This window comes from Pseudonocardia sp. TRM90224, from assembly GCF_021245725.1.
GTDB lineage: Bacteria > Actinomycetota > Actinomycetes > Mycobacteriales > Pseudonocardiaceae > Pseudonocardia.
Genome location: NZ_JAJGSX010000066.1, coordinates 13,207 through 33,281, shown reverse-complemented (window position 1 = coordinate 33,281; position 20,075 = coordinate 13,207). Strand labels below are relative to the sequence as shown.

Here is a 20,075-nt window from a genome sequence, read left to right as displayed (position 1 = left end):
AACACGTACAAGCTCTGCGGTTCGAACACGGGCGCGTGGTCTGCGAGCTGGACCTCGACGTCGGCGCACACCGCCGGTGTCAGCCGCCCGGCCTCTTTCGAGGCGAGGACCTCAACGATCTTCTCGACGTGTCGCAGGCTCATCGCCCCGGCCTCGAACACAGCCGCCGTGGCAGGCAGCCGCGGCGGCAACACCTGACCGTCCAGGGCGATCCGAGGACAGACGTGCTCAGCAGCGGTCACATACCGCTTGGCGTCGTTGTGGTCGAGGTTCCACAGGTCCCGGATCGCATGGATCGACGACCTGTAGCCCCGCGCGTGAAAACCGCCCTCACGAACGAAAGCGCTGATCGCGCAAACCCTCGCGAAATCCAGCCGACGCCCCAGAACCTCCAACTCACGGGTCGCGGCGCACCGTTCTTCGAACGTCCCGACCAGGGTGTCTGCCTGCAGTTGTGTCACCCCGTCGAGGGTGGTCTGCAGGTTCTCGGACATATCTCCATTTTAGACGCGGTGAAGATCCATAGCCACTCCAATTTCGACTTCTTCTCTTGCTTTCGGGGTGGCCGGGTTGGGTGAAGAGCGTATTTCCTGGTTGCGTCGCCTGCCGTCCCCGACCTGCACTCTAGTCCCGGGATCAGCCTGCGATTGGAGGGTGGTCCTCTGTCCTGTGGTGCTGTCTAGCGACGGTTTTCGCACCGCGCAGACCCTGGTGTGTCGTCGCAGACCGCACAACCTCTGCGAGGACACCATGAGGTCTGCGAGGTCGCCGAAACCGGCGTACCCGCCACCAATAGGGGGCTGAAGAGTGCCATCCCGTCGACCTGGGAAAACCCCACCACACGGCCGCCCGTGGGCGGCCCTCAACAAAACGGCAACACAACCGACGAAGCTCCGCCCATGGGCGGCCGTGTGGTATCCCCAAGGAGGTCGACGGGATGGCACGACCCGACCATCCCGGAGATCTGCCCGCCCGGCGAGGGCGCCCTTGAAAACGCGCGACCACCAAGACCAACCGGACCACCGCCGCGAGACCATCCGCCACGACCCCACCCAACGAACCACGTCGAGAACCACCCCCACCCGCCCAAGCGCGCGACACACCGCTCCCACACGCGCGACTCGCCCGCCGAAACGTGGGACTCGCCCGCCGGAACGTGTGGGACTCTCACCGTGCCGCAGGTGTCGACTCGCCGTGCCGCAGGTGTCGACTCACCCGCCCACCCCGACTCGCGCACGGCCCGGCCCCGACTCGCGCACCCCAGCTCCGGCGTGAGCGTCGACAACGACGTTCTGGTCGTTTGTGAGCGCTAACATCAGCCAAAACGTCGTTGTCGACGGTCAACCCGACCCGCGCCGAGAGGATCGATCACCGTGCGTGCTGCGCTGATCCGCACCCCGGGTACCGGGCCGGTCGTCGGGGAGCATCCCGATCCGGGCGGTCTCGTGGTTGACGTCCTGGCCGCTCCGATCACCCCGCTCGACCTGCTCTGCGCGTCGGGGACCTCGTACTTCGGCGTACCCGCCACCCCGTACGTGCCCGGTGTGCAAGGTGTGGGGACGCTGCCCGGGGCCGTCGTGTGGTTCGCGTCGTCCGCCGGGATGGCGCCGGGGGACGGGAGCATGGCGGAGCGGGCGGCGGTTGCCGAGGACGATGTGGTGGTGCTGCCGTCCGGGGTCGACCCGGTGCTGGCCGCGGCGTTGGGCCTCTCGGCCGTGGCCGCCTGGATGTGCCTGACGTGGCGCGGGCGGCTCGTCGAGGGCGAGACGGTGATCGTGCTCGGTGCGGGCGGGGTCGTCGGCGAGGCGGCCGTGCAGCTCGCCCGGCTGGCCGGTGCCGGCCGGGTCGTCGCGTGCGCGCGGTCGCAGTCGGCGCTCGACCTGGCCCGCGGCCACGGCGCCGACGACTGCGTGCCGCTCGCTCCGGACGCCGACGTCGAGACGCTCGCGGCGGCGATGTCCGCCGGCGGCCCCGCTGACCTGGTGATCGATCCGCTGTTCGGGGTGCCGGCCGCGGCGGCGCTGCGCGCGTTGCGCCCCGGCGGCCGGATGGTGCACTTGGGCAGCGCTGCCGCCCCGACGTCGGCGATCGACTCGGCGACCCTGCGGGGCCGCTCGCTCGACGTGCTCGGCTACACCAACAACGCTCTCGACCCGGCGCTGCGCCGGGGCGCGATCGAGGCGGTGTGCGGGTTCGCCGCCGCGGGTCGGCTGACGGTCCGCCACGAGCGGGTGCCGCTCGCGGACGCCGCCGACGCCTGGTCCCGGCAGGCGGCGGGGCGCACCGCCGGCCGGATCGTGCTCACCCCCTGAGCAGCCGCGCCGCCCCGGCCAGCGCGCGCATCTTGCCCTCGGCGCTCGTGCGGGGCAGGTACTTCATCCCGCAGTCGGTGGCGAGCACCAGCTGCTCGGCGGGGATCCGGCCGAAGGCGCGGCGTGCCCGGTCGGCGACCAGCTCGACCGACTCCACCTCCGGCGTCGACAGGTCGATCACGCCCAGGATGATCGTCTTCGCCGTGAGGTCGGACAGCACGCCCAGGTCGAGCCCCGACTGGGCGGTCTCGATGGAGATCTGGTCGGCGGAGCAACCGGCGAGCTCCGGCAGGAACGAGTAGCCCTCGGGGCGCTCGTGGATGATCGCGGCGTAGCCGAAGCAGATGTGCACCGCGGTCGTGCCGGTGACGCCGTCGAGCGCCGCGTTGAGCGCTGCGAGGCCGTAGGCGCGCGCGGCGTCGGGCCGGGCCTGCATGTACGGCTCGTCGATCTGGACGATGTCGGCGCCGGCCGCGTGCAGGTCCTTGACCTCGGCGTTGACGGCGGCCGCGTAGCCCATGGCCGCCGACTCGGCGTCGGGGTAGTGGTCGTTCTGCGCCTGCTGGCTCATCGTGAACGGCCCCGGCACCGTCATCTTGACGGTCCGGTCGGTGCGGGCGCGCAGGAACCGCAGGTCGTCGACCTCGACCGGGTGGGGTCGCCGGATCGGCCCGACGATGCGCGGTACCGGGTTGGGGTGGCCGCTGCGGTCGAGCGCGGTGCCGGGATTGTCGATGTCGACGCCGTGGAGCGCGGTGGCGAAGTGGTTGGAGTAGCTCTCGCGGCGGATCTCGCCGTCGGTGATGATGTCGAGCCCGGCGTCCTGCTGGGCCCGGATCGCCAGCACCGTGGCGTCGTCCTGCGCCTCGGCGAGGAACTCCGGCGCGATGCGCCACAGCTCCTTGGCCCGCACCCGGGGCGGGAAGCGCCCGGCCAGCTTCGACCGGTCGATCAGCCACTCGGGCTGGGCGTAGCTGCCGACCAGCGACGTCGGGAAGATCGGTAGCGCCACGGTGCTCCTCAGGTCGCGATGTCGGGGTAGGGCAGCTGCATGTGCGAGAGGCGCCGGGCGTACTCCAGCTGGAAGTCCAGGCCTTCGTGGTCGCGCTCGAACATGGCGATGAACAGCGTCAACGTGAGGAACGGGTGCGCGCCCATCGCGAACAGCGCGGGGTAGTCGTGCCCGGCGAGCGCGGCCCGTTCGGCGTCGTCGAAGGCGAGCCAGGTCGAGCGCTCCGCGGCGACGCAGTTGAGGATGCGGTTCGCCTCCTCGGCCTCCCACCAGGCGACCGTGCCCGCGGGGTCGTCGCGATAGCGCTCGACGAGCTCCGGGTCGCGGTCGACGGTGAACAGGAACTTGTCGACGAGGTACTTGCTCACGACGGCGCCCCCTTCGGGTACCAGGTGAAGTACGCCTCCATCGTGTGGAACAGGTCGAACGTGTCGACGTAGTCGGCCCGCTGCCCCTCGCCCGCGACGCCCATCATCAGCATGAAGTCCATGAAGCCGTGGGTGGCGTTGCCCGGCAGGTGCAGGCTCTCGAGGCTCACCTCGGCGAGGCACTCCTCGATGTCGCCGCCCGCGATCCAACCGACGGCCTTCTGGTCGAACTGCGGGTCGGGGCCGTGCGGCCCGAACTGGCGCGGCCCGCCCAGCTCCAGTGAGAGGTGCCCGGTGCCGATCACCGCCACCCGCTGGTCGGACGGCCAGCCCTCGACGATCTCCCGGATGGTGCGGCCGAGCTGCACGAACCGCTTCGGCTGTGGGAGTGGCGGCGCGAAGATGTTCGTGTAGATCGGCACGATCGGCAGGTCGGCCTGCGGCCGAAGCGTGATGATCGGGCAGGTGATCGAGTGGTCGATCCGCAGCTCGTTGGAGAACGCCAGGTCGAACCCGGAGTCGAGGCCCTGCCGCAGCACGTGCGCCGAGAGCTCCTCGTGGCCCGCGAGGTGCATCCGGGGGAGACCGAACTCGCGCTCCTCGTTGTACCAGTTGCCGTCGTACGCGGGCGCCTTGCCGACCAGGAACTGCGGCATGTTGTCCAACCACAGCTGGTGGAAGTGGTCGGAACCCACCATGACGAGCACGTCGGGACGGGCGAGGGTCAACGTCTCGCGGAACGCCTCGACCTTGCGCACCCACTCGTCGGCGAAGGGCGGCCGATCCTCGCCCGAGGAGGTGCTCGCGCGATGGTAGAAGGGATGGTGGGTGGAGGCGATCACCGCGACCAGCTCAGCCATGCGGAGCTCCCGGCTCGTAGGGATCAGGGTCGACCGAGCGGTTGTTGAGGTCGACCGAGAGGAAGATGTCGTTGGCGACGGGGTGGCGCAGCTCCTCGGCGAGCTGACCGATCAGCCCGGCCGTGCGGGCGAGCAGGGCGAACCCGCGCAGCAGCTCCAACGGCAGGCCCAGGTCGGCGAGTGCGGCTCCGCAGACGCCCGCCCCGTTGAGCGGCAACGTCCGCCCGAGCACCTGCGGGTGTACCCGCCCGATCGCGGCGAACAGCGCGAGGTGTGGGCCGAACAGCCGCTCCTCGGTGGCGATCTCGAACAGCCGCGGGGTGCGCGGGTCGCCCTGCTTGTGCACGTGGTGCCCGAGGCCGGGGACGAACCTCTTCGCCGCGCGCTGCTCCCGCACGGTGGCCAGCGCGATGGCGTCCCAGCCGGCCTCGTCGGTGGGCAGCTCGCCGTCGACCGAGGTCAGGACGTCGTGCAGGAACCGGCCGCAGTCCTCGGTCACCCCGAGGAAACGTGAGCCGCCGCCGAGCAGACCGGCCGCCAGCGCGCCCTGCACCGAGTCGGGGGCCGACAGGTACGTCAGCCGTGTGACGATCGCGGTGGGCGTGAACCCGTGATCGGCGAGCGCCGCGAGCACGGCCTCGAACACCCGCGTCTCACCCGGGGTGGGGCGACGCTGGGTGGCCAGCCAGAACGCCAGCTCGCCGAACCCGACCGAGCCCATCACGTCATCGGCGAGGTCGTGGCCGAGCAGCGTGATCCGCTCCGGGGTCGAGGCGCCCAGGGCCGTCCGGTACTCGCGCTCAGCCACGGTCGTCCGCCTCGGTCAGCCATTTCCGCAGCTCGGCGCCGTGCTCGTCGAGCTCGGGCGGCGGCAGGCGGTAGGTCGCCGGGGTGGCGGAGAAGCGGATCGGGTGGCGGGTGGTGGGCACGGCCCGCTCGCCTTCGCCGACCTCGACGACGGGGTCGAGACCAAAACGCTGCGCCATGGCGAACCCGCCGTCGATGGTGTTGATCGGTCCGCACGGCACGCCGACCGCGCTGAGCGCCTCGAACCACTCGACGGCCCCGCGGGTCGCGAGGCGCGCCTCCAGGATCGGGCGCAGCTCCTCGCGGTTCCTCGTGCGGTCGACGTTGTGGGCGAAGCGAGGGTCCTGCGGGATCTCGGGGAGTTCCAGGACGTCGCACAGCTTTCGGAACTGCCCGTCGTTCGCCGCGGCGATGATCAGGTCGTTGTCGGCGGTCGGCAGCGGCTCGTACGGGAACACGCTCGGGTGTGCGTTGCCCATCCGGTATGGCACGACGTCGGCGGCGACGTACGCGGAGCTGTGGTTGACCAGCCCGGTCAGGGCGGAGGAGAGCAGGTTGACCTCGACGTGCTGGCCCTCCCCGGTGGCATCGCGGTGGCGCAGAGCGGCCAGGATCCCGATCACCGCGTGGTTGCCGGCCATCACGTCGAACACCGAGATCCCGGCCCGGTACGGCGGCCCGTCGGGGGCACCGGTCAGGCTCATGAGGCCGGAGATCGCCTGCACCATCAGGTCGTAGCCGGGCACGTGCGATCCGGCGCCCTGCCCGAACCCGGTGATCGACGCGTACACCGCGCCGGGGTTCGCCGTGTGCACCGACTCGTAGTCGAGCCCGAACCGGGCCAGCCCGCCCGGCTTGAAGTTCTCGATCAGCACGTCGGCCCGGCGGGCCAGCTCGCGGCCGACGGCGGCGTCGGCCGCGTCGCGCAGGTCGAGCGCGATCGACCGCTTGCCGCGGTTGACGCCCAGGTAGTACGTCGAGACCTCGCCCCTCGTCGGCGGCATCCAGGTGCGGGTCTCGTCGCCGCCCGGCCCTTCGACCTTGACGACCTCCGCGCCCATGTCCGCGAGCAGCATCGTCGCGTAGGGGCCGGCGAGGACGCGGGAGAAGTCCGCGACGAGCAGCCCGGCCAGCGGCCCGCCTCCCGATTTGTTGGCGTCCGCCATCCGACCCCATCTCGTGACCGCTTGCCGGACGAGTGTCCGCAGTTCCGATGGTGGTGGGTGGTGAGGACGCCGTCAAGCGCCCCAGGGGCTCCTACGAAGCCGACACCGTGACGTGCGGGACGGTTTCGAGCTGCGCGAAGTCGGCGCTGATCTCGCCCGCGGTCTGCAAGAGGAGCGGGAGGTGGTGGTCCAGGAGGCGCTCGACGGAGGTCTCGGCGGCGTGGCAGTTGACGTTGACGCCCGCGATCACCCGGCCCGAACCGTCGCGCAGCGGCGCGGCGATCGACCGGATGCCGAGGGCCAGCTGCTCGTCGGTCAGCGCCCAACCGCGGGCCCGGACGTCGCGCAGGGCTGCGTCGCGCTCCGCGGCGTCGGGTTGCCAGCGGGGGGTCAGGCCGGAGCGGGTGGGCTGGGCCAACACCCGTTCCAGCTCGTCCCGGGCGAGCGCGGCGAGCTGCACCTTGCCCAGCGACGTCTGCAGCGCCGGGAACCGGGTTCCGATCTGCACGGCCAGCGAGACGATCTTCGGCACGGCGACGCGCGCGACGTAGACGATGTCGGAGCCGTCGAGCTGGGCGATGGAGCACGATTCGTTGGTCTTGCGGACCAGGTGTTCCAGGTGCGGGCGGGCGACGTCCCACAGCCCCATCGACCGGACGTACGCGACACCGAGCTCCAGCACGCGCGGTGTGAGCGCGTAGCCGCGCTCGGCCTCGCGGACGTAGCCGAGCTCCCGCAGCGTCAGCAGGATCCGCCGCGCGGTCGGCCGGGCGAGGCCGGTGGCGCTTGCGACCTCGGCCAGTGTCATCGTGGGTCGGTCCTGGTGGAACGCTGTGATGACCTCCAGGCCGCGGGCCAGCGCCTCGATGAAGTCCGGGCCGGTCCCGTCGCGTGGCATGTCGTCTCCTCGAACTGGTCTGCGTGCGCAGCCTAGCCCGCTGTCCGCGTGGCGGACGCTGTGAAGGGGCGTGCGTGTCGGTTGTGCGAAATGGCGGATTGACACCGGGTCCGGGGTGTTCGACAGTGTCCGCGTCCTGCGATGAACCGTCAGGCGGACGATCGTCCGTAATCGAGGAGCGCTCATGAGCGGACGTCCCGTGGTGCTGCGCGGCGGCACCGTGATCACCGTCGACGCACGGCACAGCGTGCTCCCCGGCCACGACGTGCTCGTCGTCGACGACCGGATCGCCGACGTCGGGGTCGGCCTGACCGTGCCCGACGGCACGGACGAGATCGACGCGTCCGACGGCATCGTGCTGCCCGGCATGATCGACACCCATCGGCACATGTGGCAGACCGCGATGCGCGGCTACGGCGCCGACTGGACGCTCACCCAGTACTTCGTCTGGTACTACCTCGAATCGGGCAAGCACTTCCGCCCCGAGGACGTGCACGCAGGCAACCTGCTCGGCGCGATCGAGGCGCTCGACGCCGGCGTGACGACCGTCGTCGACTGGTCGCACGGCCTGCGGACGACCCAGCACGCCGACGCGGCGGTCGACGCGCTGGAGAGCGTGCCCGGCCGGTTCGTGCTGGCCTACGGGAACATCCAGGACGCCCCGGCGAGCTGGACAGGCACCCCCGAGTTCCGCGACTTCGTCGCCCGGCGCACCCCGGGCGGCGGCAGCTGGGACATGCTCGGGTTCCAGCTCGCCTTCGACGTCACCGGCGACCCCACCTTCCCCGAGCAGCCGGCGTTCGAAGTGGCGCGGGATCTCGGCGTCGCGGTCACGACCCATGCCGGGGTCTGGGGCGCCACCAACAACGACGGCATCCGGCTGATGCACGACGGCGGGTTCATGAGCCCCCAGAACGTCTACGTGCACGCGGCGTCGCTCTCGGCCGACTCGTACCACCGCATCGCCGCGACAGGCGGCTCGGTTTCGGTATCGACGGAGAGCGAGCAGAGCGCGGGCCAGGGCTACCCGCCCACCTGGGCGCTGCGCGCGCACGGCATCCCGGTGTCGCTGTCGATGGACACCACCGTGTGGTGGAGCGGCGACCTGTTCTCGGCGATGCGCAGCACGCTGGGCGCCGACCGCTCCCGCGTTCACATGGAGGCGCACGCGAAAGGCGAGACCGTCACGCACTCCGCGCTGCGCGCCGAGCAGGTCGTCGAGTGGGCCACCCGCGGCGGCGCGCGAGCGCTCGGCCGCGACGACCTGGGCAGCATCGAGGTCGGGCAGAAGGCCGACGTCGTGCTGATCCGCAACGAGCACTCACCCGCGATGTTCCCGCTGCTCAACCCGCACGGTCACGTGGCGTTCCAGGCGCAGCGGGCCGACGTGGAGGCGGTGCTGGTGAACGGGCGGATCGTCAAGCGCGACCACCGGCTGGTCGGGATCGACCTCGACGCCGCGCGCGCCGCGATCGACCGGACCGTCGAGCACCTGCGCTCGACGCTGGGCGAGGAGCAGTGGCAGCGGGGGATGAACCCGGATGTGCCCGACACCGAGCTGCTCGACAACCCTTACACCTACACCGACTACCGCAGCGGCAGCACGCACGCCGTCTGATCACGGGGTGCGCAGCTCGGCGACGAACGCTGCCAGCGGGGCCGAGGCGCGGTCGGGGAGCCAGACCGCGGCGAGGTCGACCCGGTGCCGGCCGCGGATCGGGCGCAGCACGACGCCGTCGCGGTTCGCGGTGGCCACCGATGACGGCACGACCGCGGGCCCGATCCCGGCAGCGACCAGGCCGAGCACGGTCTGCACGAGCCAGACGCCGCGCAACGCGATCCGCGGGGCGACGCCCGCCTCGGTGAAGGCCCTGGCGACGGCGGCGTGCAGGCCGGGCACGTCGTGCCGCTCGGGCATGATGAACGGCTCGTCGGCCAGGTCCGCGAGGTCGATCTCGCTGCTCGCGGTGGCCGGATGGTCGGCGGGGAGCGCCAGCACCAGCTCCTCCTCGCCGAGGACCTGCTGGGTGAGCCCGCTCGCGGAGACCGGCAGGTAGAGGATCCCGAGGTCGAGCCGGCCCCGCTCGACGGCCGCCACGAGCGGGTCGGGCGCCATCTCGCGCAGGACGAGCTCGACGTCGGGACGGCCGGCGCGGAACCGGCGCAGCAGCTCGGGCAGCGGCCCGTTGATCGCCGAAGGGACGAAACCGATCGAGAGCTGGCCGACGCTCCCGTCGCCGACCCGGCGGATCATGCCGGCCGTCTCGTCGAGTTCGGCGAGCAGGCGGCGGGCCTCGGGGAGCAGCGCCGCGCCGGCCGGGGTGAGCCGGACCGAGCGGCGGGAGCGGTCGAAGAGCGCCGTGCCGAGCTCCTTCTCCAGCAGGGCGATCTGCTGGGAGAGTGGTGGCTGCGCCATGTGCAGGCGTTCGGCGGCGCTGGTGAAGGACAGCTCCTCCGCGACAGCGACGAAGTAGGTGAGCCGGCGGCAGTGCACGCCGCAGTTATATCCACATCGTCTGGGAAACGACAGAACAGATGTTGGACGTATCGCTGCCGGCTTGCTGTGCTTTCGTGCATGACCCTCGTGTCCCCGACGACGAGCATCGCGGCGGCGCTGGCGGCCGTCCGGCCGGGCGCGACGCTGATGGTGGGCGGGTTCGGCCTGGTCGGTGCGCCGCTCGCGCTGATCGAGGGCCTGCTCGTGCACCCCGGCGCCCGCGACCTGACCGTGATCAGCAACAACCTCGGCGAGCCCGGCCGCGGCCTGGGCCGGCTGCTGCTGGACGGGCGCGTGCGCAAGGCCGTCGGCTCGTACTTCACCAGCAACCCCGACGTCGTCGCGGCCTACGAGGCGGGCCGGCTGGAGGTGGAGCTGCTTCCGCAGGGGACGCTCGCCGAGGCGATCCGCGCCGGCGGCGCCGGCATCGGCGGCTTCTACACGCGCACCGGGTGGGGCACCGCGCTCGCGCAGGGCCGCGAGGAGCGGGTGATCGGCGGCGAGCCGCACCTCTTCCACGAGGCGCTGCACGCCGACGTCGCGCTGATCAGGGCCCGGACCGCCGACGAGCTGGGCAACCTCGTCTACTCGAAGACCGCGCGCAACTTCAACCCGGACATGGCCACCGCGGCCGACGTCGTGATCGCGGAGGTGGACGAGGTGGTGCCGGTCGGCGCGCTGGACCCGGAGGAGATCGTGACCCCGCACCTGTTCGTCGACGCGGTCGTCTGCACCGGGGTGGCCCGATGACCGTGCAGCAGATGACCGTGCAGCAGCGCATCGCCGCCCGCGTCGCCCCGCACATCCCGCGCGGCGCCGTGGTCAACCTCGGCATCGGCATCCCGACACTGGTCGCCGACCACCTGCCGGCCGGCACCGCGCACCTGCAGACCGAGAACGGCCTGCTCGGCGTCGGCCCGACGCCCGGACCGGGGGAGATCGACCCGGACCTCGTGCACGCCGGCAAGCTGCCGGTCACCGCGCGACCGGGCGCCTCGTACTTCGCGAGCTCCGCGTCGTTCGGGATGATCCGCGGCGGGCACGTCGAGGTCGCCGTGCTCGGGGCGCTGCAGATCGACGCGCGGGGCCGGATCGCGAACTGGGCGCTGCCGGGCAAGCCGGTGCTGGGTGTCGGCGGAGCGATGGACCTGCTGGTCGGGGCCCGGACCGTCATCGTCGCCACGACGCACACCGCCAAGGACGGCACACCGAAGATCGTCGCCGACGCGACGTTCCCGCTGACGGCGCAGCGCCCCGTCGACCTCGTCGTCACCGAGGCGGCGACGTTCGCCGTCACCCCCGGCGGGCTGGAGCTGGTCGACATCGCCGACGACCACGACCTCGCGTGGATCCGCACCCACACCGCCGCACCCTTCCGCTGACCCCGAACGTCCCCACCGTTTTGCTCATTTGCGCACCCTCCAGGGTGTGCAGGTTGGCAAAACGGTGGGGAAGTTGGGGGGTCAGGTGGTGAGCAGTCGGTGGAGGTCCCGCGTGATCGTTTCGGCCGGGTGGTGGTCGGGCCAGTGGTGGGCGGGGCGCCCGTCCGGGTCGAGCAGGTAGGTGAGCGCGGTGTGCTGCACGTCGTAGCCGTCGGGGGTGTCCCGGTGCCGGGTGAAGATCTTGAACGCGCGCTTCGCGTCGTCGATCTGCTCCGGGGTGCCGGTCAGACCGGTGAACCAGGGGTAGGTCGCTTCGAGGAACGCCTTCATGACGGCGGGGGTGTCGCGTTCCGGGTCGACCGAGATGTAGAGCGGCACCAGCAGCGCGGGCTCGACGGCGTCGAGCGCCTTGCTCAGCTTGCCCAGCGCGCGCGGGCAGACGACCTTGCACGATGTGAACCCGAACTGCACGAGCTGCCACCGGCCGCGGTAGGTGCGTTCGGTGACGGGCGTGCCGTGGTGGTCGAGCAGGGTGTACGTCGCGCGGATCGGTGGCGCGGTCACCGACCGGCCACCAGGTCGACGGCGGCTCCGTCGGGCACGTCGAGCACGGTCCGGTCCCCGTCGGCACGGCCGGTGATCACGGTTCCGTCCAGTCGCAGCTCGGCATCCCCGGGCAGCCGGGCGATGGTGACGGTGCCCGCGCCGGGCAGGGTGCGGTCGCGGCGGAGGCGGGCGTGCAGCACGCCGTCGACCACCTCGGCCCGGCTGACCTCGACATCGCGGTCGACCTCCACCAGCGCCGGCTCGGCGTGGTGGTCGGGGCCCCAGGGCTGGTTGTAGAGGCCCCATAGGCCGTCGGCGACGTTGAGGCGCGCGTACCCGAGCAGCACGTTGCCCGACATGGGTTCGATGTCGGTGCGGTGGCCGGCGTCGTCGGTCGGGGTGTCGTTGCGGGGGTAGTAGAGCCCGCCGTCGCGCCAGGTGGGGTTCATGAAGCGGTCGGCGTGGGCGAGCAGCCCGGCGAGGGTGTCCCGATCACCCATCTCGGACGCCCACGCGGCCACCCAGCCCGTGTCGCAGGTGTCGGAGACGACGGTCTGCCCCATGACGTTGGCCGCGGGCGCGGATCGGACCGAGAGGGTGCCGTCCGGTCCGGGGACGAGGAACGCGGCGACCTGGCTGGGGTAGTTCGTGTGGACGAAGTCGCGGTTCCACGTGTTCATCAGCGCGCCGCACCAGGCGTCGACCCAGGGTGAGGGTGCCTCGTTCGGCCGGACGGCCCGGCTGTCCTCCATGATCATCATGTTGTAGTGGCCGGTGGCGTCGAGGCGGCCGAAGTCGGACCAGGCCTTCTCGTAGCCGGCGACGACGTCCTCGGCCCGGTTGCCGCCGGTGAGCAGGTCGTGCATGCGGAAGCCGAAGATGGCCGGCTGGTTGCAGATCTGGAACACGCAGTTGGGCTCGCAGGCGACGCCGAGGTAGCCGTTCTCGACCATCTGCCAGTAGAGGTGCTCGCTCAACGAGTTGCGGTCGTACTCGAACCGCTTCTCGCCGCCGCCCCAGAAGAACGACCAGTGCTTGAACGTCAGCGATCCGGGTTCGGCGTAGGTGTCCGCGGCGAAGAGGTGGTCGTGCAGCAGCGCGCAGGACTGCACGTACGCCGAGTACATGATGTTGTCGCGGACAACCGGGTCCCACTCCTCGGTGAGCCGGTCGCTGAGGTGGGCGTTGAAGACGGCGCCACCGCGCGAGACGTCACGCCAGTACATCCAGACGTCGGGCCGCAACAGCTTCCCGATCAACCGCTGCATCGTCGGCCGGAACACCCCCGGCGCGGCGGGCAGCCGGTGGCGGTGGGCCAGCGCGAGCCCGTAGACCATGTAGGCGAGCTGGAACCGGTAGCTGCCGAAATCGTCCTCGCCGAGCCCTTTGCCCTGCATCGATGACCAGTCGTTGGGCAGCTGCCGGGACAGGTTGTCCCAGTGCCGCAGGTGGCCCAGCTGCTCCGCGTCGAGCACGGACGTCGTCGCCATGGAGGGGGACCGTACGCCGTGGGCAGGGCTTCACCACACCCGTTCGGGTGTGGCCGAGCGCGGTTCTGCCCGCCTCATCGCCCGTAGCTGCGCAACCGCAGGCTGTTGGTCACGACGAACAGCGACGAGAGCACCATGGCCGCCCCGGCGACGACGGGGCTGAGGTACCCGAGCGCGGCGACCGGCAGCGCCGCGACGTTGTAGGCGAACGCCCAGGCCAGGTTCACGCGGGTGGTCGTGCGGGTGCGGCGGGCCAGCCCGATCGCGAGCGGGACGGCCGCCAGGTCGTCGCGGACGACGATGATGTCGGCGGCGGCCAGCGCGACGTCGGTGCCCGAGCCCATCGCGACGCCGAGGTCGGCGCCGGCGAGCGCTGGGGCGTCGTTCACGCCGTCGCCCACCACCGCCACCGTTCGACCCTCGGCCTGCAGCCGCTCGACCAGCTCGATCTTCCCGGCGGGCAGCACCCGCGCGGCGACCTCGGTGACGCCGACGGCGGCGGCCACCGCTCGTGCGGCGCCCTCGTTGTCGCCCGTGAGCAGGATCGTCCGCAACCCCATCCGCCGCAGATGGTCGACCGCGGCGGCGGCACCGGGCTTGACCGCGTCGCCGAGCGCGAACGCGCCGGTCACCGCCCCGTCCCAGGCCACGACGACGGTGCTGTGCCCCGCGGCCTCCCACCGGCCGACCCGAGCGTCGACGGCCTCGCTCGTCGCCACCCCGTGCGTGGCCATCAGCAGCGGCGACCCGACCAGCACCAGATGCCCGTCGACCGTGCCCGCCGCGCCGAGGCCGGGCATCCCGCAGGGCTCCTCGGCCTCGGCGAGCGCACCCCACGAGCTGACGCCCAGCGCGACGACGGGCGCCGCCAGCGGGTGCCTCGACCCGGCCAGCACCGCCGCCGCGCGCCCGACGAGCACCGCGGGCTGCGTCCCGGCGGTCACGAGGTCGCGGACGGTCATCCGGCCGGTCGTGAGCGTCCCGGTCTTGTCGAGCACCACGGTGTCGACGGCGTGCGCCGACTCCAGCGCCGCCGACCCCTTCAGGAAGACGCCCAGCTGGGCCCCGCGCCCGGCCGCGACGAGCAGCGCCGTCGGTGTCGCCAGCCCCAGCGCGCACGGGCACGCGATGATCAGGACGGCGAGCGCGGCGGTGACGGCCGGTTCGATCCCGCTCACCGCGATCCAAGACAGGAACGTCAGCGCCGAACCCGCGATCACCACCGGCACGAACACCGCGCAGACCCGGTCGGCGAACCGCTGGATGCCGGCCTTCTCGTTCGACGCGCGCTCGACGAGGCGGATCAGCTGCGCCAGCCGCGTCCCGGCGCCGACCCCGTCGGCCCGGACGTCCAACGGGCCGCTCACCGCGACCGTCCCGCTGAACACTTGCTCGCCGGCGCGCACCTCGACGGGCGTGGACTCGCCCGTCATCGTGCTCGTGTCCACGACCCCGTTCCCGGCGACCACCACGCCGTCACAGGCCACGAGATCGCCCGCGCGCACCACGACGGTCTCGCCGATCAGCAGCTCACCCGCGGGGATCCGCCGCTCGTGGCCGTCGCGCAGCACCGTGACGTCCTGCGCGCGCAGCGCCTCCAGCGCGCGCAGCACCGCGCCCGTCCGGCGTCTCGCCAGCGCCTCCAGCAGCCGGCCGCCGAGCAGGAACACCGTCACGAACACCGGCACGTCCAGGTACAGCGCCCCGGCCGACGTGAGCATCGCGTACGCCGACCACCCGGTGGACGTCAGCACGCCGAGGGAGATCAAGGTGTCCATCGACGTCGCGCCGTGGCGGGCGTTGCGGAGCGCGGCCCGGTGGAACGGCGCCGCGCACCAGAGGGCCACCGGGAGCACCAGCGCCAGCAACACCCAGCGCCAACCGGGCGGGCCGGCCGCTGGGGTCATCGACAGCTCCGCGACCGGTATCCCCACGACGACCGCCACCACCAGCCGCCGGTACAGCAGCCGGACGGTGTCGTCATCCGAGCCACGAACCACGCCGTGCGCCATGCCGTGCTCAATGACCGCGGCGTCGAAGCCGGCGCCCTCGACAGCCGCGACGAGCGCCGTCGGCGCAAGCGCACCCGACGTGTGCACGGTCGCCACGCCGGTCGCGTAGCTGACGGTCGCGTGCACGCCGTCGAGGCGGTCGAGCGTGCGCTGTACACGGCTCGCGCACGAGGCGCACGTCATCCCGCCGATCACCAGCTCCAGCTCCGGTGCGGCCATGGTCAGCGTGCAGCTGATGCGGTCGCCCGCTGCACGGTGTGCTCGACCAGCTCCACCAGCGTCGCCAGGCACGAGTCCGCCGATCGCGCGTCCATCCGCACGATCGGGGTCTCGGCGGGCAGCGCCAGCGCGTCGCGCACGGCGTCGGTGCCGAACGCATCGGAGCCGGGGAACCCGTTCACCGCGACGACGAACGGCAGCCCGCGGTTCTCGAAGTAGTCGACCGCGGGGAAGCAGTCGTCGATCCGGCGCAGGTCGACCAGCACGACCGCGCCCACGGACCCGCGCGACAGCTCGTCCCACATGAACCAGAACCGGTCCTGCCCCGGCGTCCCGAACAGGTAGAGGATCAGCGTGTCGTCGACCGTGATGCGACCGAAGTCCATCGCGACGGTCGTTGTCGTCTTGTCGGGGACCGTCGAGATGTCGTCGACGCCGATCGACGCCGTTGTCATGGTCTCCTCCGTCAGCAGCGGCGGGATCTCCGACAGCGCGCTGACCAGCGTCGTCTTGCCGACCCCGAACCCTCCTGCCACGACGATCTTGAGTGGGATCGGACGCTGCTCAGCGCGCACGGAGGCCCTCCAACAACCTGGTCAGGAGCTCGACCGGTGGACCGCCGCCCGCGGTGGTGGGCGGCGGGGCGTGCACCACGAGGTAGCCGGAGTCGGCGAGATCGCCCACCAGCACCCTCACGACCCCGACGGGTATGGCCAGGTCGGCCCCGATCTCGACCAGCGACACCGGGCGCACCGCCAGATCGACGATCACGCGGTACTCGCGCTCCAGCTCGTCGGTGCGGCGGTCGGTGGCCGTCACGAGCGTCTCGACGGGCAGGTCCCGCCCGACCGAGCGGGTCCGCCCGCCGGTCACCGCGTAGACCGGGACGACCCGGCCGCCGCGCTCGTCGGTCGCGTCCGACGCGCGATGGCGGGCCGGAACCCCGTCCCAGCCCGCCCACTCCTGACTCACGTGGCGGCCGTCCCGATGCGGGCCGCCGGCGCGAGTGCGTGGCCGACCCGGGCGGCGAGCATCGTCATCTCGTAGCCGACCATGCCGATGTCGCAACGCCGCCCGGCGTGCACCGCGAGGATCGCGCCCTGCTCCATGGCCGAGACGAACAGGTAGCCCTCGGCCATCTCGAGAATGGTCTGGGTGACGGGCCCGGCCCCCAGCAGGTACGCGGTGCCCCGACCGAGGCTGACCAGCCCGGACGCGGCGGCGGCCAGCGGGTCCGCCAGCGCGTCGGTCATGCCGGGCGACGCGGCCAGCCGCAGCCCGTCGGCCGAGACCACCACGGCGTTCACCACCCCGGGGGTGTCCCGCACGAACTCCACCAACAGCCAGTCGAGCGAGCGTTCCGTCATCGATGACCTCCGCTGTCCACCTCGGCCTGGGCGATTTCGGCCTGGGCGACGTCGGCCTGGGCGGCCGCCCGGCTCGCCTGGTACCGCGAGAGCGCGCTGACCGCGTCCGGCACGACATCGGCCGGCAGTGCTGAAGGCAGTGCTGAAGGCAGTGCTGATGGCAGGGCCGACGGCGGGGCGGACGGAGGAGCGACGTCGTCGAGACGGACCGGCCGGCGCAGCTCGGGCTTCAGGTGGCTCTGCGGGACCCGCCGGCTCAGGCCGCCGGGTCCGCCGTTCGGGCTGCTCGGCGCGGGCCGCGGGGGAGCGGTGGGTGCGGCGGGTTCCGCCGACCGCTGCTGCGGGATCGGACCGAAGCCTTCCGCCGCCGCACCGGCCGCTTCGCGCTGCGGCTCCCACCAGCCGGGCCACTGCTCCTCGTGTGCCTGCCGCCTATCCACCGGCTCGACCCGCGCCGGTTGCGACAGTGCCGATTGCGACAGTGCCGATTGCGAGAGGGCCGATTGCGAGAGGGCCGATTGCGAGAGGGCCGATTGCGAGAGGGCCGATTGCGACAGGGCGGCCCGCACCAGCTCGCTGTCGACGACCCGCGCGGGCGCGGTGTCGTCGCCGGTCAGGCCGCGGCCCGAGGCCACGGAGATCGCGCCGATCGCGCCGGCGTCGACGAACAGCGTGCCGGGCAAGATGATCACCGCGGTGACCCCGGAACCGGGGGTGGGCCCGAGCGAGACCCGGACCCGGTGCCGGGCCGCCAAGCGGGCCACGACGTGGAACCCGAGCCGCTGCGAGACCGAGAGATCCACCTCGGGCGGGTCGGCCAGCAGGGCGTTCGCCGCCGCCAGCTCGTCCGGCTTCATCCCGACGCCCCAGTCCTCGATCGACAGGACGTAACCGCCGATCGAGGGCGCGGCCGGCCGGGCGCGGATCGTGACGGCGGTGTCGGGTGCGGAGAAGCGGACGGCGTTCTCGGTCAGCTCGGCGATCAGGTGGGTCAGGTCGGTGACGCTGTGCCCGAGCACGGCCGGCCGCTCGTCGACGGTGAAGACGACCCGGCGCAGGTACTCGGTCTCGGCGATGGCCGCGCGAAGCACGTCCCGCAGCGGCACCGGCTCGCTCCACGTCCGCGGCGGCTGTTCGCCGGAGAGCACCAGCAGGTTCTCGGCGTTGCGCCGCACCCTCGTCGCGAGGTGGTCGATGGCGAACAGCTCGGCGAGCGCGTCCGGGTCCTGCTCGGAGTTCTCGAGCTGGTTGATGATGTCCAGCTGGCGGTAGAGCAGGCTCTGGTTGCGGCGCGCCAGGTTGGTCAGCAGCTCGGACGTGAACCGCTGGCGGTCGGTCTCGGCCTCCGCGAGCCGCTGCGACAGCTGGGCGTCGGCGAGCCGGCCGGAGAGCACGTCCTTTTCGTGCTGTGAATCTTCGGTGACCCGCCAGAACAACATCATCCCGACGCAGGCGAAGAGCACCGCAATTCCGTGGATCAACGACCACAACCACGGATCTGCCTGGCCGGGAGACGTTCCGAAGATCAGGTCGTCACCCCAGACCGAACCAAATCCATGGCTGATCACGGTGAAGAGGATGTTGAACAGGAACGGCGCCCAGTCCTGGTAGAGCGCGATGAAGCCGATGATGATGAAGAAGTGGAAATGGGCCTCGATGACGCCCTTGCTGAACACGACCAGCGCCGTCGAGCAGTAGACGAGACCGCAGGTGACGGTCACCGAGGCGGTCCGCCGATGCCAGCGCAGCTGCCAGCCCAATCGAACGCAGGCGCCTGGTATGACCAGCGCGGATACGATCGTCAGCGGGGAGTGTCCGAGCGCTGCGGCGAACACTGCGAGCGCCGGCAGGTGGATCGCCAGCAGCCACAGCATCAGTCGGTGCCGGCGCTGCCAGTCGGGTTCGTCGAGCGTGTATCCCCGGGGCAGCGTGTCGAGCAACTTTCGCCACATCTTTCTCGCACCATTTCTACCGGCCCACATCCGGGGTCGGTCTGGGGGAGCCGACTTGCGAGGACGCGAACGATACACCGATGTGACGCCCCGTAAAGGGTCGATTACGCGAAAGTCGGCGGTGTCGGCAGGACAGTCGAATGACCGCGCGGCCGAATGGTGCAGCCGGTCTGCGCCGGCGATTCCTGCGGTGTTTGAAGGATCCAGCGGGTGAGCGGAGCCGGACGAAGCCGCTGCAGTCGGCTTCGTCGGCTGGTCGGTCCCAGCTCAGAGCAGCTTGCTGCCCGGGGTCACCTCGATCTGGACCTGGTAGGCCATTGGGCGGGCGACGACGTCGAGCTGCGGGTCGTCCAGCAACGCCTGGACCGCGGCGAGCCAGCCCGGGTTGCGGTGGGCGGCGTCGAACTCGGGCCCGCTCGCCCAGTCCGCGACGTTGACGAAGGTGATCTCGGCCTCGTCGTGGACGGCGCGCATCATGCGGGCCTTGATCAGCCCGGGGGCGTCCGCCATGTGCTGCGCGTTGGCCCGCCAACGCTGGAGGAACCGCTCGCCCTGCGACATCGGGACGGAGATGGCGTTGACGAGGGTGATGGGGCCCTCGACGCCGGCGGGCTTGATGTTAACGGATCGTGTCATGCCACGACCATATGCGCCCGACTTGTGATTGTCACGACGGATGACAGTATTGTGATCGTGCTATCTTCCCGGCGTGCACCTGGATGATCGGGCCACGTTCCTGCTGTCCCAGCTCGGCTACCACGTGGCCGACCGGTTCGCCGAGCAGCTGGCCCCGCTCGGGCTGCAGCCGGCGCAGTTCGGCGTGCTCGCGCACCTCGCGCGCGTCGACGGGCGCAGCCAGCAGGAGCTCGCCGACCTGCTCGGCATCCACCGCAACGTGATGGTCGGAATCGTCGACGCCCTCGAAGCCCAGGACCTGGTCAGGCGGGAGCGGCACCCGCTCGACCGCCGGGCGCATGCCGTCCACCTCACCGACGGTGCGCGCGCGGTGCTCGCGGCCGCCGTCGGTGTTGTCGACGAGCTCGAGGCCGATGTGATGGCGCCGCTGGACGCGGCCGAGCTGGAGACCCTGATCGCGATGCTGCGCCGGCTCGCCGCCCACACCCAGCTCCCGGCCGGGGTGCACCCGCAACTGCATCGCCGCGCGCCCCGTCGCTAAGTAGAAGAGT

The 20,075-nt window shown here is 71.7% G+C and carries 21 protein-coding genes; 5 read left to right on the top strand and 16 right to left on the bottom strand.

Going from position 1 to position 20,075, the window contains the following annotated elements; translation table 11 throughout:
- Positions 1-494 (bottom strand): DUF222 domain-containing protein (locus tag LL648_RS41270; RefSeq protein WP_232668432.1); only part of this gene is annotated, 494 nt, incomplete at its 3' end.
- An 879-nt stretch (positions 495-1,373) separates the two neighbouring features.
- Here LL648_RS41270 and LL648_RS41265 point away from each other — a divergent pair.
- Positions 1,374-2,312 (top strand): quinone oxidoreductase family protein, encoded by a 939-nt coding sequence (locus LL648_RS41265; RefSeq protein ID WP_232668431.1) that lies wholly within the window; start codon positions 1,374-1,376, stop codon positions 2,310-2,312.
- Here LL648_RS41265 and LL648_RS41260 read toward each other — a convergent pair.
- The 6 genes from LL648_RS41260 to LL648_RS41235 form a co-directional block, all read right to left on the bottom strand.
- Complete coding sequence (locus LL648_RS41260) at positions 2,302-3,324, bottom strand: 5-methyltetrahydropteroyltriglutamate--homocysteine methyltransferase (protein WP_232668430.1); 1,023 nt, start codon at positions 3,322-3,324, stop codon at positions 2,302-2,304. The two genes, LL648_RS41265 and LL648_RS41260, sit on opposite strands and share 11 nt — an antisense overlap.
- A gap of 8 nt (positions 3,325-3,332) precedes the next feature.
- Positions 3,333-3,692, bottom strand: coding sequence for a hypothetical protein (locus LL648_RS41255; protein WP_232668429.1), 360 nt, complete (start codon positions 3,690-3,692; stop codon positions 3,333-3,335).
- Positions 3,689-4,552, bottom strand: coding sequence for an extradiol ring-cleavage dioxygenase (locus LL648_RS41250; protein ID WP_232668428.1), 864 nt, complete (start codon positions 4,550-4,552; stop codon positions 3,689-3,691). The genes LL648_RS41255 and LL648_RS41250 overlap by 4 nt, the downstream gene beginning before the upstream one ends.
- Complete coding sequence (locus LL648_RS41245) at positions 4,545-5,360, bottom strand: citryl-CoA lyase (RefSeq protein WP_232668427.1); 816 nt, start codon at positions 5,358-5,360, stop codon at positions 4,545-4,547. Before LL648_RS41245 ends, LL648_RS41250 begins: the two co-directional genes overlap by 8 nt.
- On the bottom strand, positions 5,353-6,525 hold the full coding sequence (locus LL648_RS41240; RefSeq protein WP_232668426.1) for a CaiB/BaiF CoA transferase family protein: 1,173 nt from the start codon (positions 6,523-6,525) through the stop codon (positions 5,353-5,355). Before LL648_RS41240 ends, LL648_RS41245 begins: the two co-directional genes overlap by 8 nt.
- Before the next feature lie 91 nt (positions 6,526-6,616).
- On the bottom strand, positions 6,617-7,423 hold the full coding sequence (locus LL648_RS41235) for an IclR family transcriptional regulator domain-containing protein (RefSeq protein ID WP_232668425.1): 807 nt from the start codon (positions 7,421-7,423) through the stop codon (positions 6,617-6,619).
- A 184-nt stretch (positions 7,424-7,607) separates the two neighbouring features.
- On the opposite strand from LL648_RS41235, the gene LL648_RS41230 reads away from it, so the two are divergent.
- Positions 7,608-9,041 (top strand): amidohydrolase family protein, encoded by a 1,434-nt coding sequence (locus tag LL648_RS41230; protein ID WP_232668424.1) that lies wholly within the window; start codon positions 7,608-7,610, stop codon positions 9,039-9,041.
- Here the strand turns inward: LL648_RS41230 and LL648_RS41225 are convergent, their stop codons facing one another.
- Positions 9,042-9,917 carry a LysR substrate-binding domain-containing protein gene (locus LL648_RS41225; protein WP_232668423.1) on the bottom strand — a complete coding sequence of 292 codons (876 nt, stop codon included), beginning with the start codon at positions 9,915-9,917 and terminating at the stop codon, positions 9,042-9,044.
- Positions 9,918-9,998: 81 nt separating this feature from the next.
- Here LL648_RS41225 and LL648_RS41220 point away from each other — a divergent pair, with 81 nt between their 5' ends.
- Both LL648_RS41220 and LL648_RS41215 read left to right on the top strand, forming a co-directional pair.
- The gene (locus LL648_RS41220) at positions 9,999-10,670 is read left to right on the top strand and encodes a CoA transferase subunit A (protein ID WP_232668422.1); all 672 of its coding nucleotides are present in this window, start codon (positions 9,999-10,001) and stop codon (positions 10,668-10,670) included.
- On the top strand, positions 10,667-11,302 hold the full coding sequence (locus LL648_RS41215) for a 3-oxoacid CoA-transferase subunit B (RefSeq protein WP_232668421.1): 636 nt from the start codon (positions 10,667-10,669) through the stop codon (positions 11,300-11,302). The genes LL648_RS41220 and LL648_RS41215 overlap by 4 nt, the downstream gene beginning before the upstream one ends.
- 81 nt (positions 11,303-11,383) lie before the next feature.
- On the opposite strand, the gene LL648_RS41210 is transcribed toward LL648_RS41215, so the two are convergent.
- The 8 genes from LL648_RS41210 to LL648_RS41175 form a co-directional block, all read right to left on the bottom strand.
- The gene (locus tag LL648_RS41210) at positions 11,384-11,866 is read right to left on the bottom strand and encodes an SCO family protein (RefSeq protein WP_232668420.1); all 483 of its coding nucleotides are present in this window, start codon (positions 11,864-11,866) and stop codon (positions 11,384-11,386) included.
- Positions 11,863-13,338, bottom strand: a complete 1,476-nt coding sequence (locus LL648_RS41205) for a linalool dehydratase/isomerase domain-containing protein (protein WP_232668419.1) — start codon at positions 13,336-13,338, stop codon at positions 11,863-11,865. Before LL648_RS41205 ends, LL648_RS41210 begins: the two co-directional genes overlap by 4 nt.
- A gap of 74 nt (positions 13,339-13,412) precedes the next feature.
- Entirely contained in the window at positions 13,413-15,569 is a 2,157-nt protein-coding gene (locus LL648_RS41200) for a heavy metal translocating P-type ATPase (protein ID WP_232668418.1), read from the bottom strand.
- A gap of 2 nt (positions 15,570-15,571) precedes the next feature.
- Positions 15,572-16,144, bottom strand: coding sequence for a GTP-binding protein (locus tag LL648_RS41195; RefSeq protein WP_232668417.1), 573 nt, complete (start codon positions 16,142-16,144; stop codon positions 15,572-15,574).
- Positions 16,134-16,541, bottom strand: a complete 408-nt coding sequence (locus LL648_RS41190) for a DUF742 domain-containing protein (protein ID WP_232668416.1) — start codon at positions 16,539-16,541, stop codon at positions 16,134-16,136. The genes LL648_RS41195 and LL648_RS41190 overlap by 11 nt, the downstream gene beginning before the upstream one ends.
- A complete protein-coding gene (locus tag LL648_RS41185) occupies positions 16,538-16,936 on the bottom strand; it encodes a roadblock/LC7 domain-containing protein (protein WP_232668415.1) in 399 nt (132 codons plus the stop codon). The genes LL648_RS41190 and LL648_RS41185 overlap by 4 nt, the downstream gene beginning before the upstream one ends.
- Positions 16,933-18,966 (bottom strand): sensor histidine kinase, encoded by a 2,034-nt coding sequence (locus LL648_RS41180; RefSeq protein WP_232668414.1) that lies wholly within the window; start codon positions 18,964-18,966, stop codon positions 16,933-16,935. The genes LL648_RS41185 and LL648_RS41180 overlap by 4 nt, the downstream gene beginning before the upstream one ends.
- Positions 18,967-19,155: 189 nt before the next feature.
- Entirely contained in the window at positions 19,156-19,524 is a 369-nt protein-coding gene (locus LL648_RS41175; RefSeq protein WP_232668413.1) for an antibiotic biosynthesis monooxygenase family protein, read from the bottom strand.
- A gap of 73 nt (positions 19,525-19,597) precedes the next feature.
- Between LL648_RS41175 and LL648_RS41170 the strand changes: the two genes are divergently transcribed.
- Positions 19,598-20,065: a MarR family winged helix-turn-helix transcriptional regulator gene (locus tag LL648_RS41170; protein WP_232668412.1), complete on the top strand. Its 468-nt coding sequence runs from the start codon at positions 19,598-19,600 to the stop codon at positions 20,063-20,065.
- The last annotated feature ends 10 nt before the right edge of the window (positions 20,066-20,075 follow it).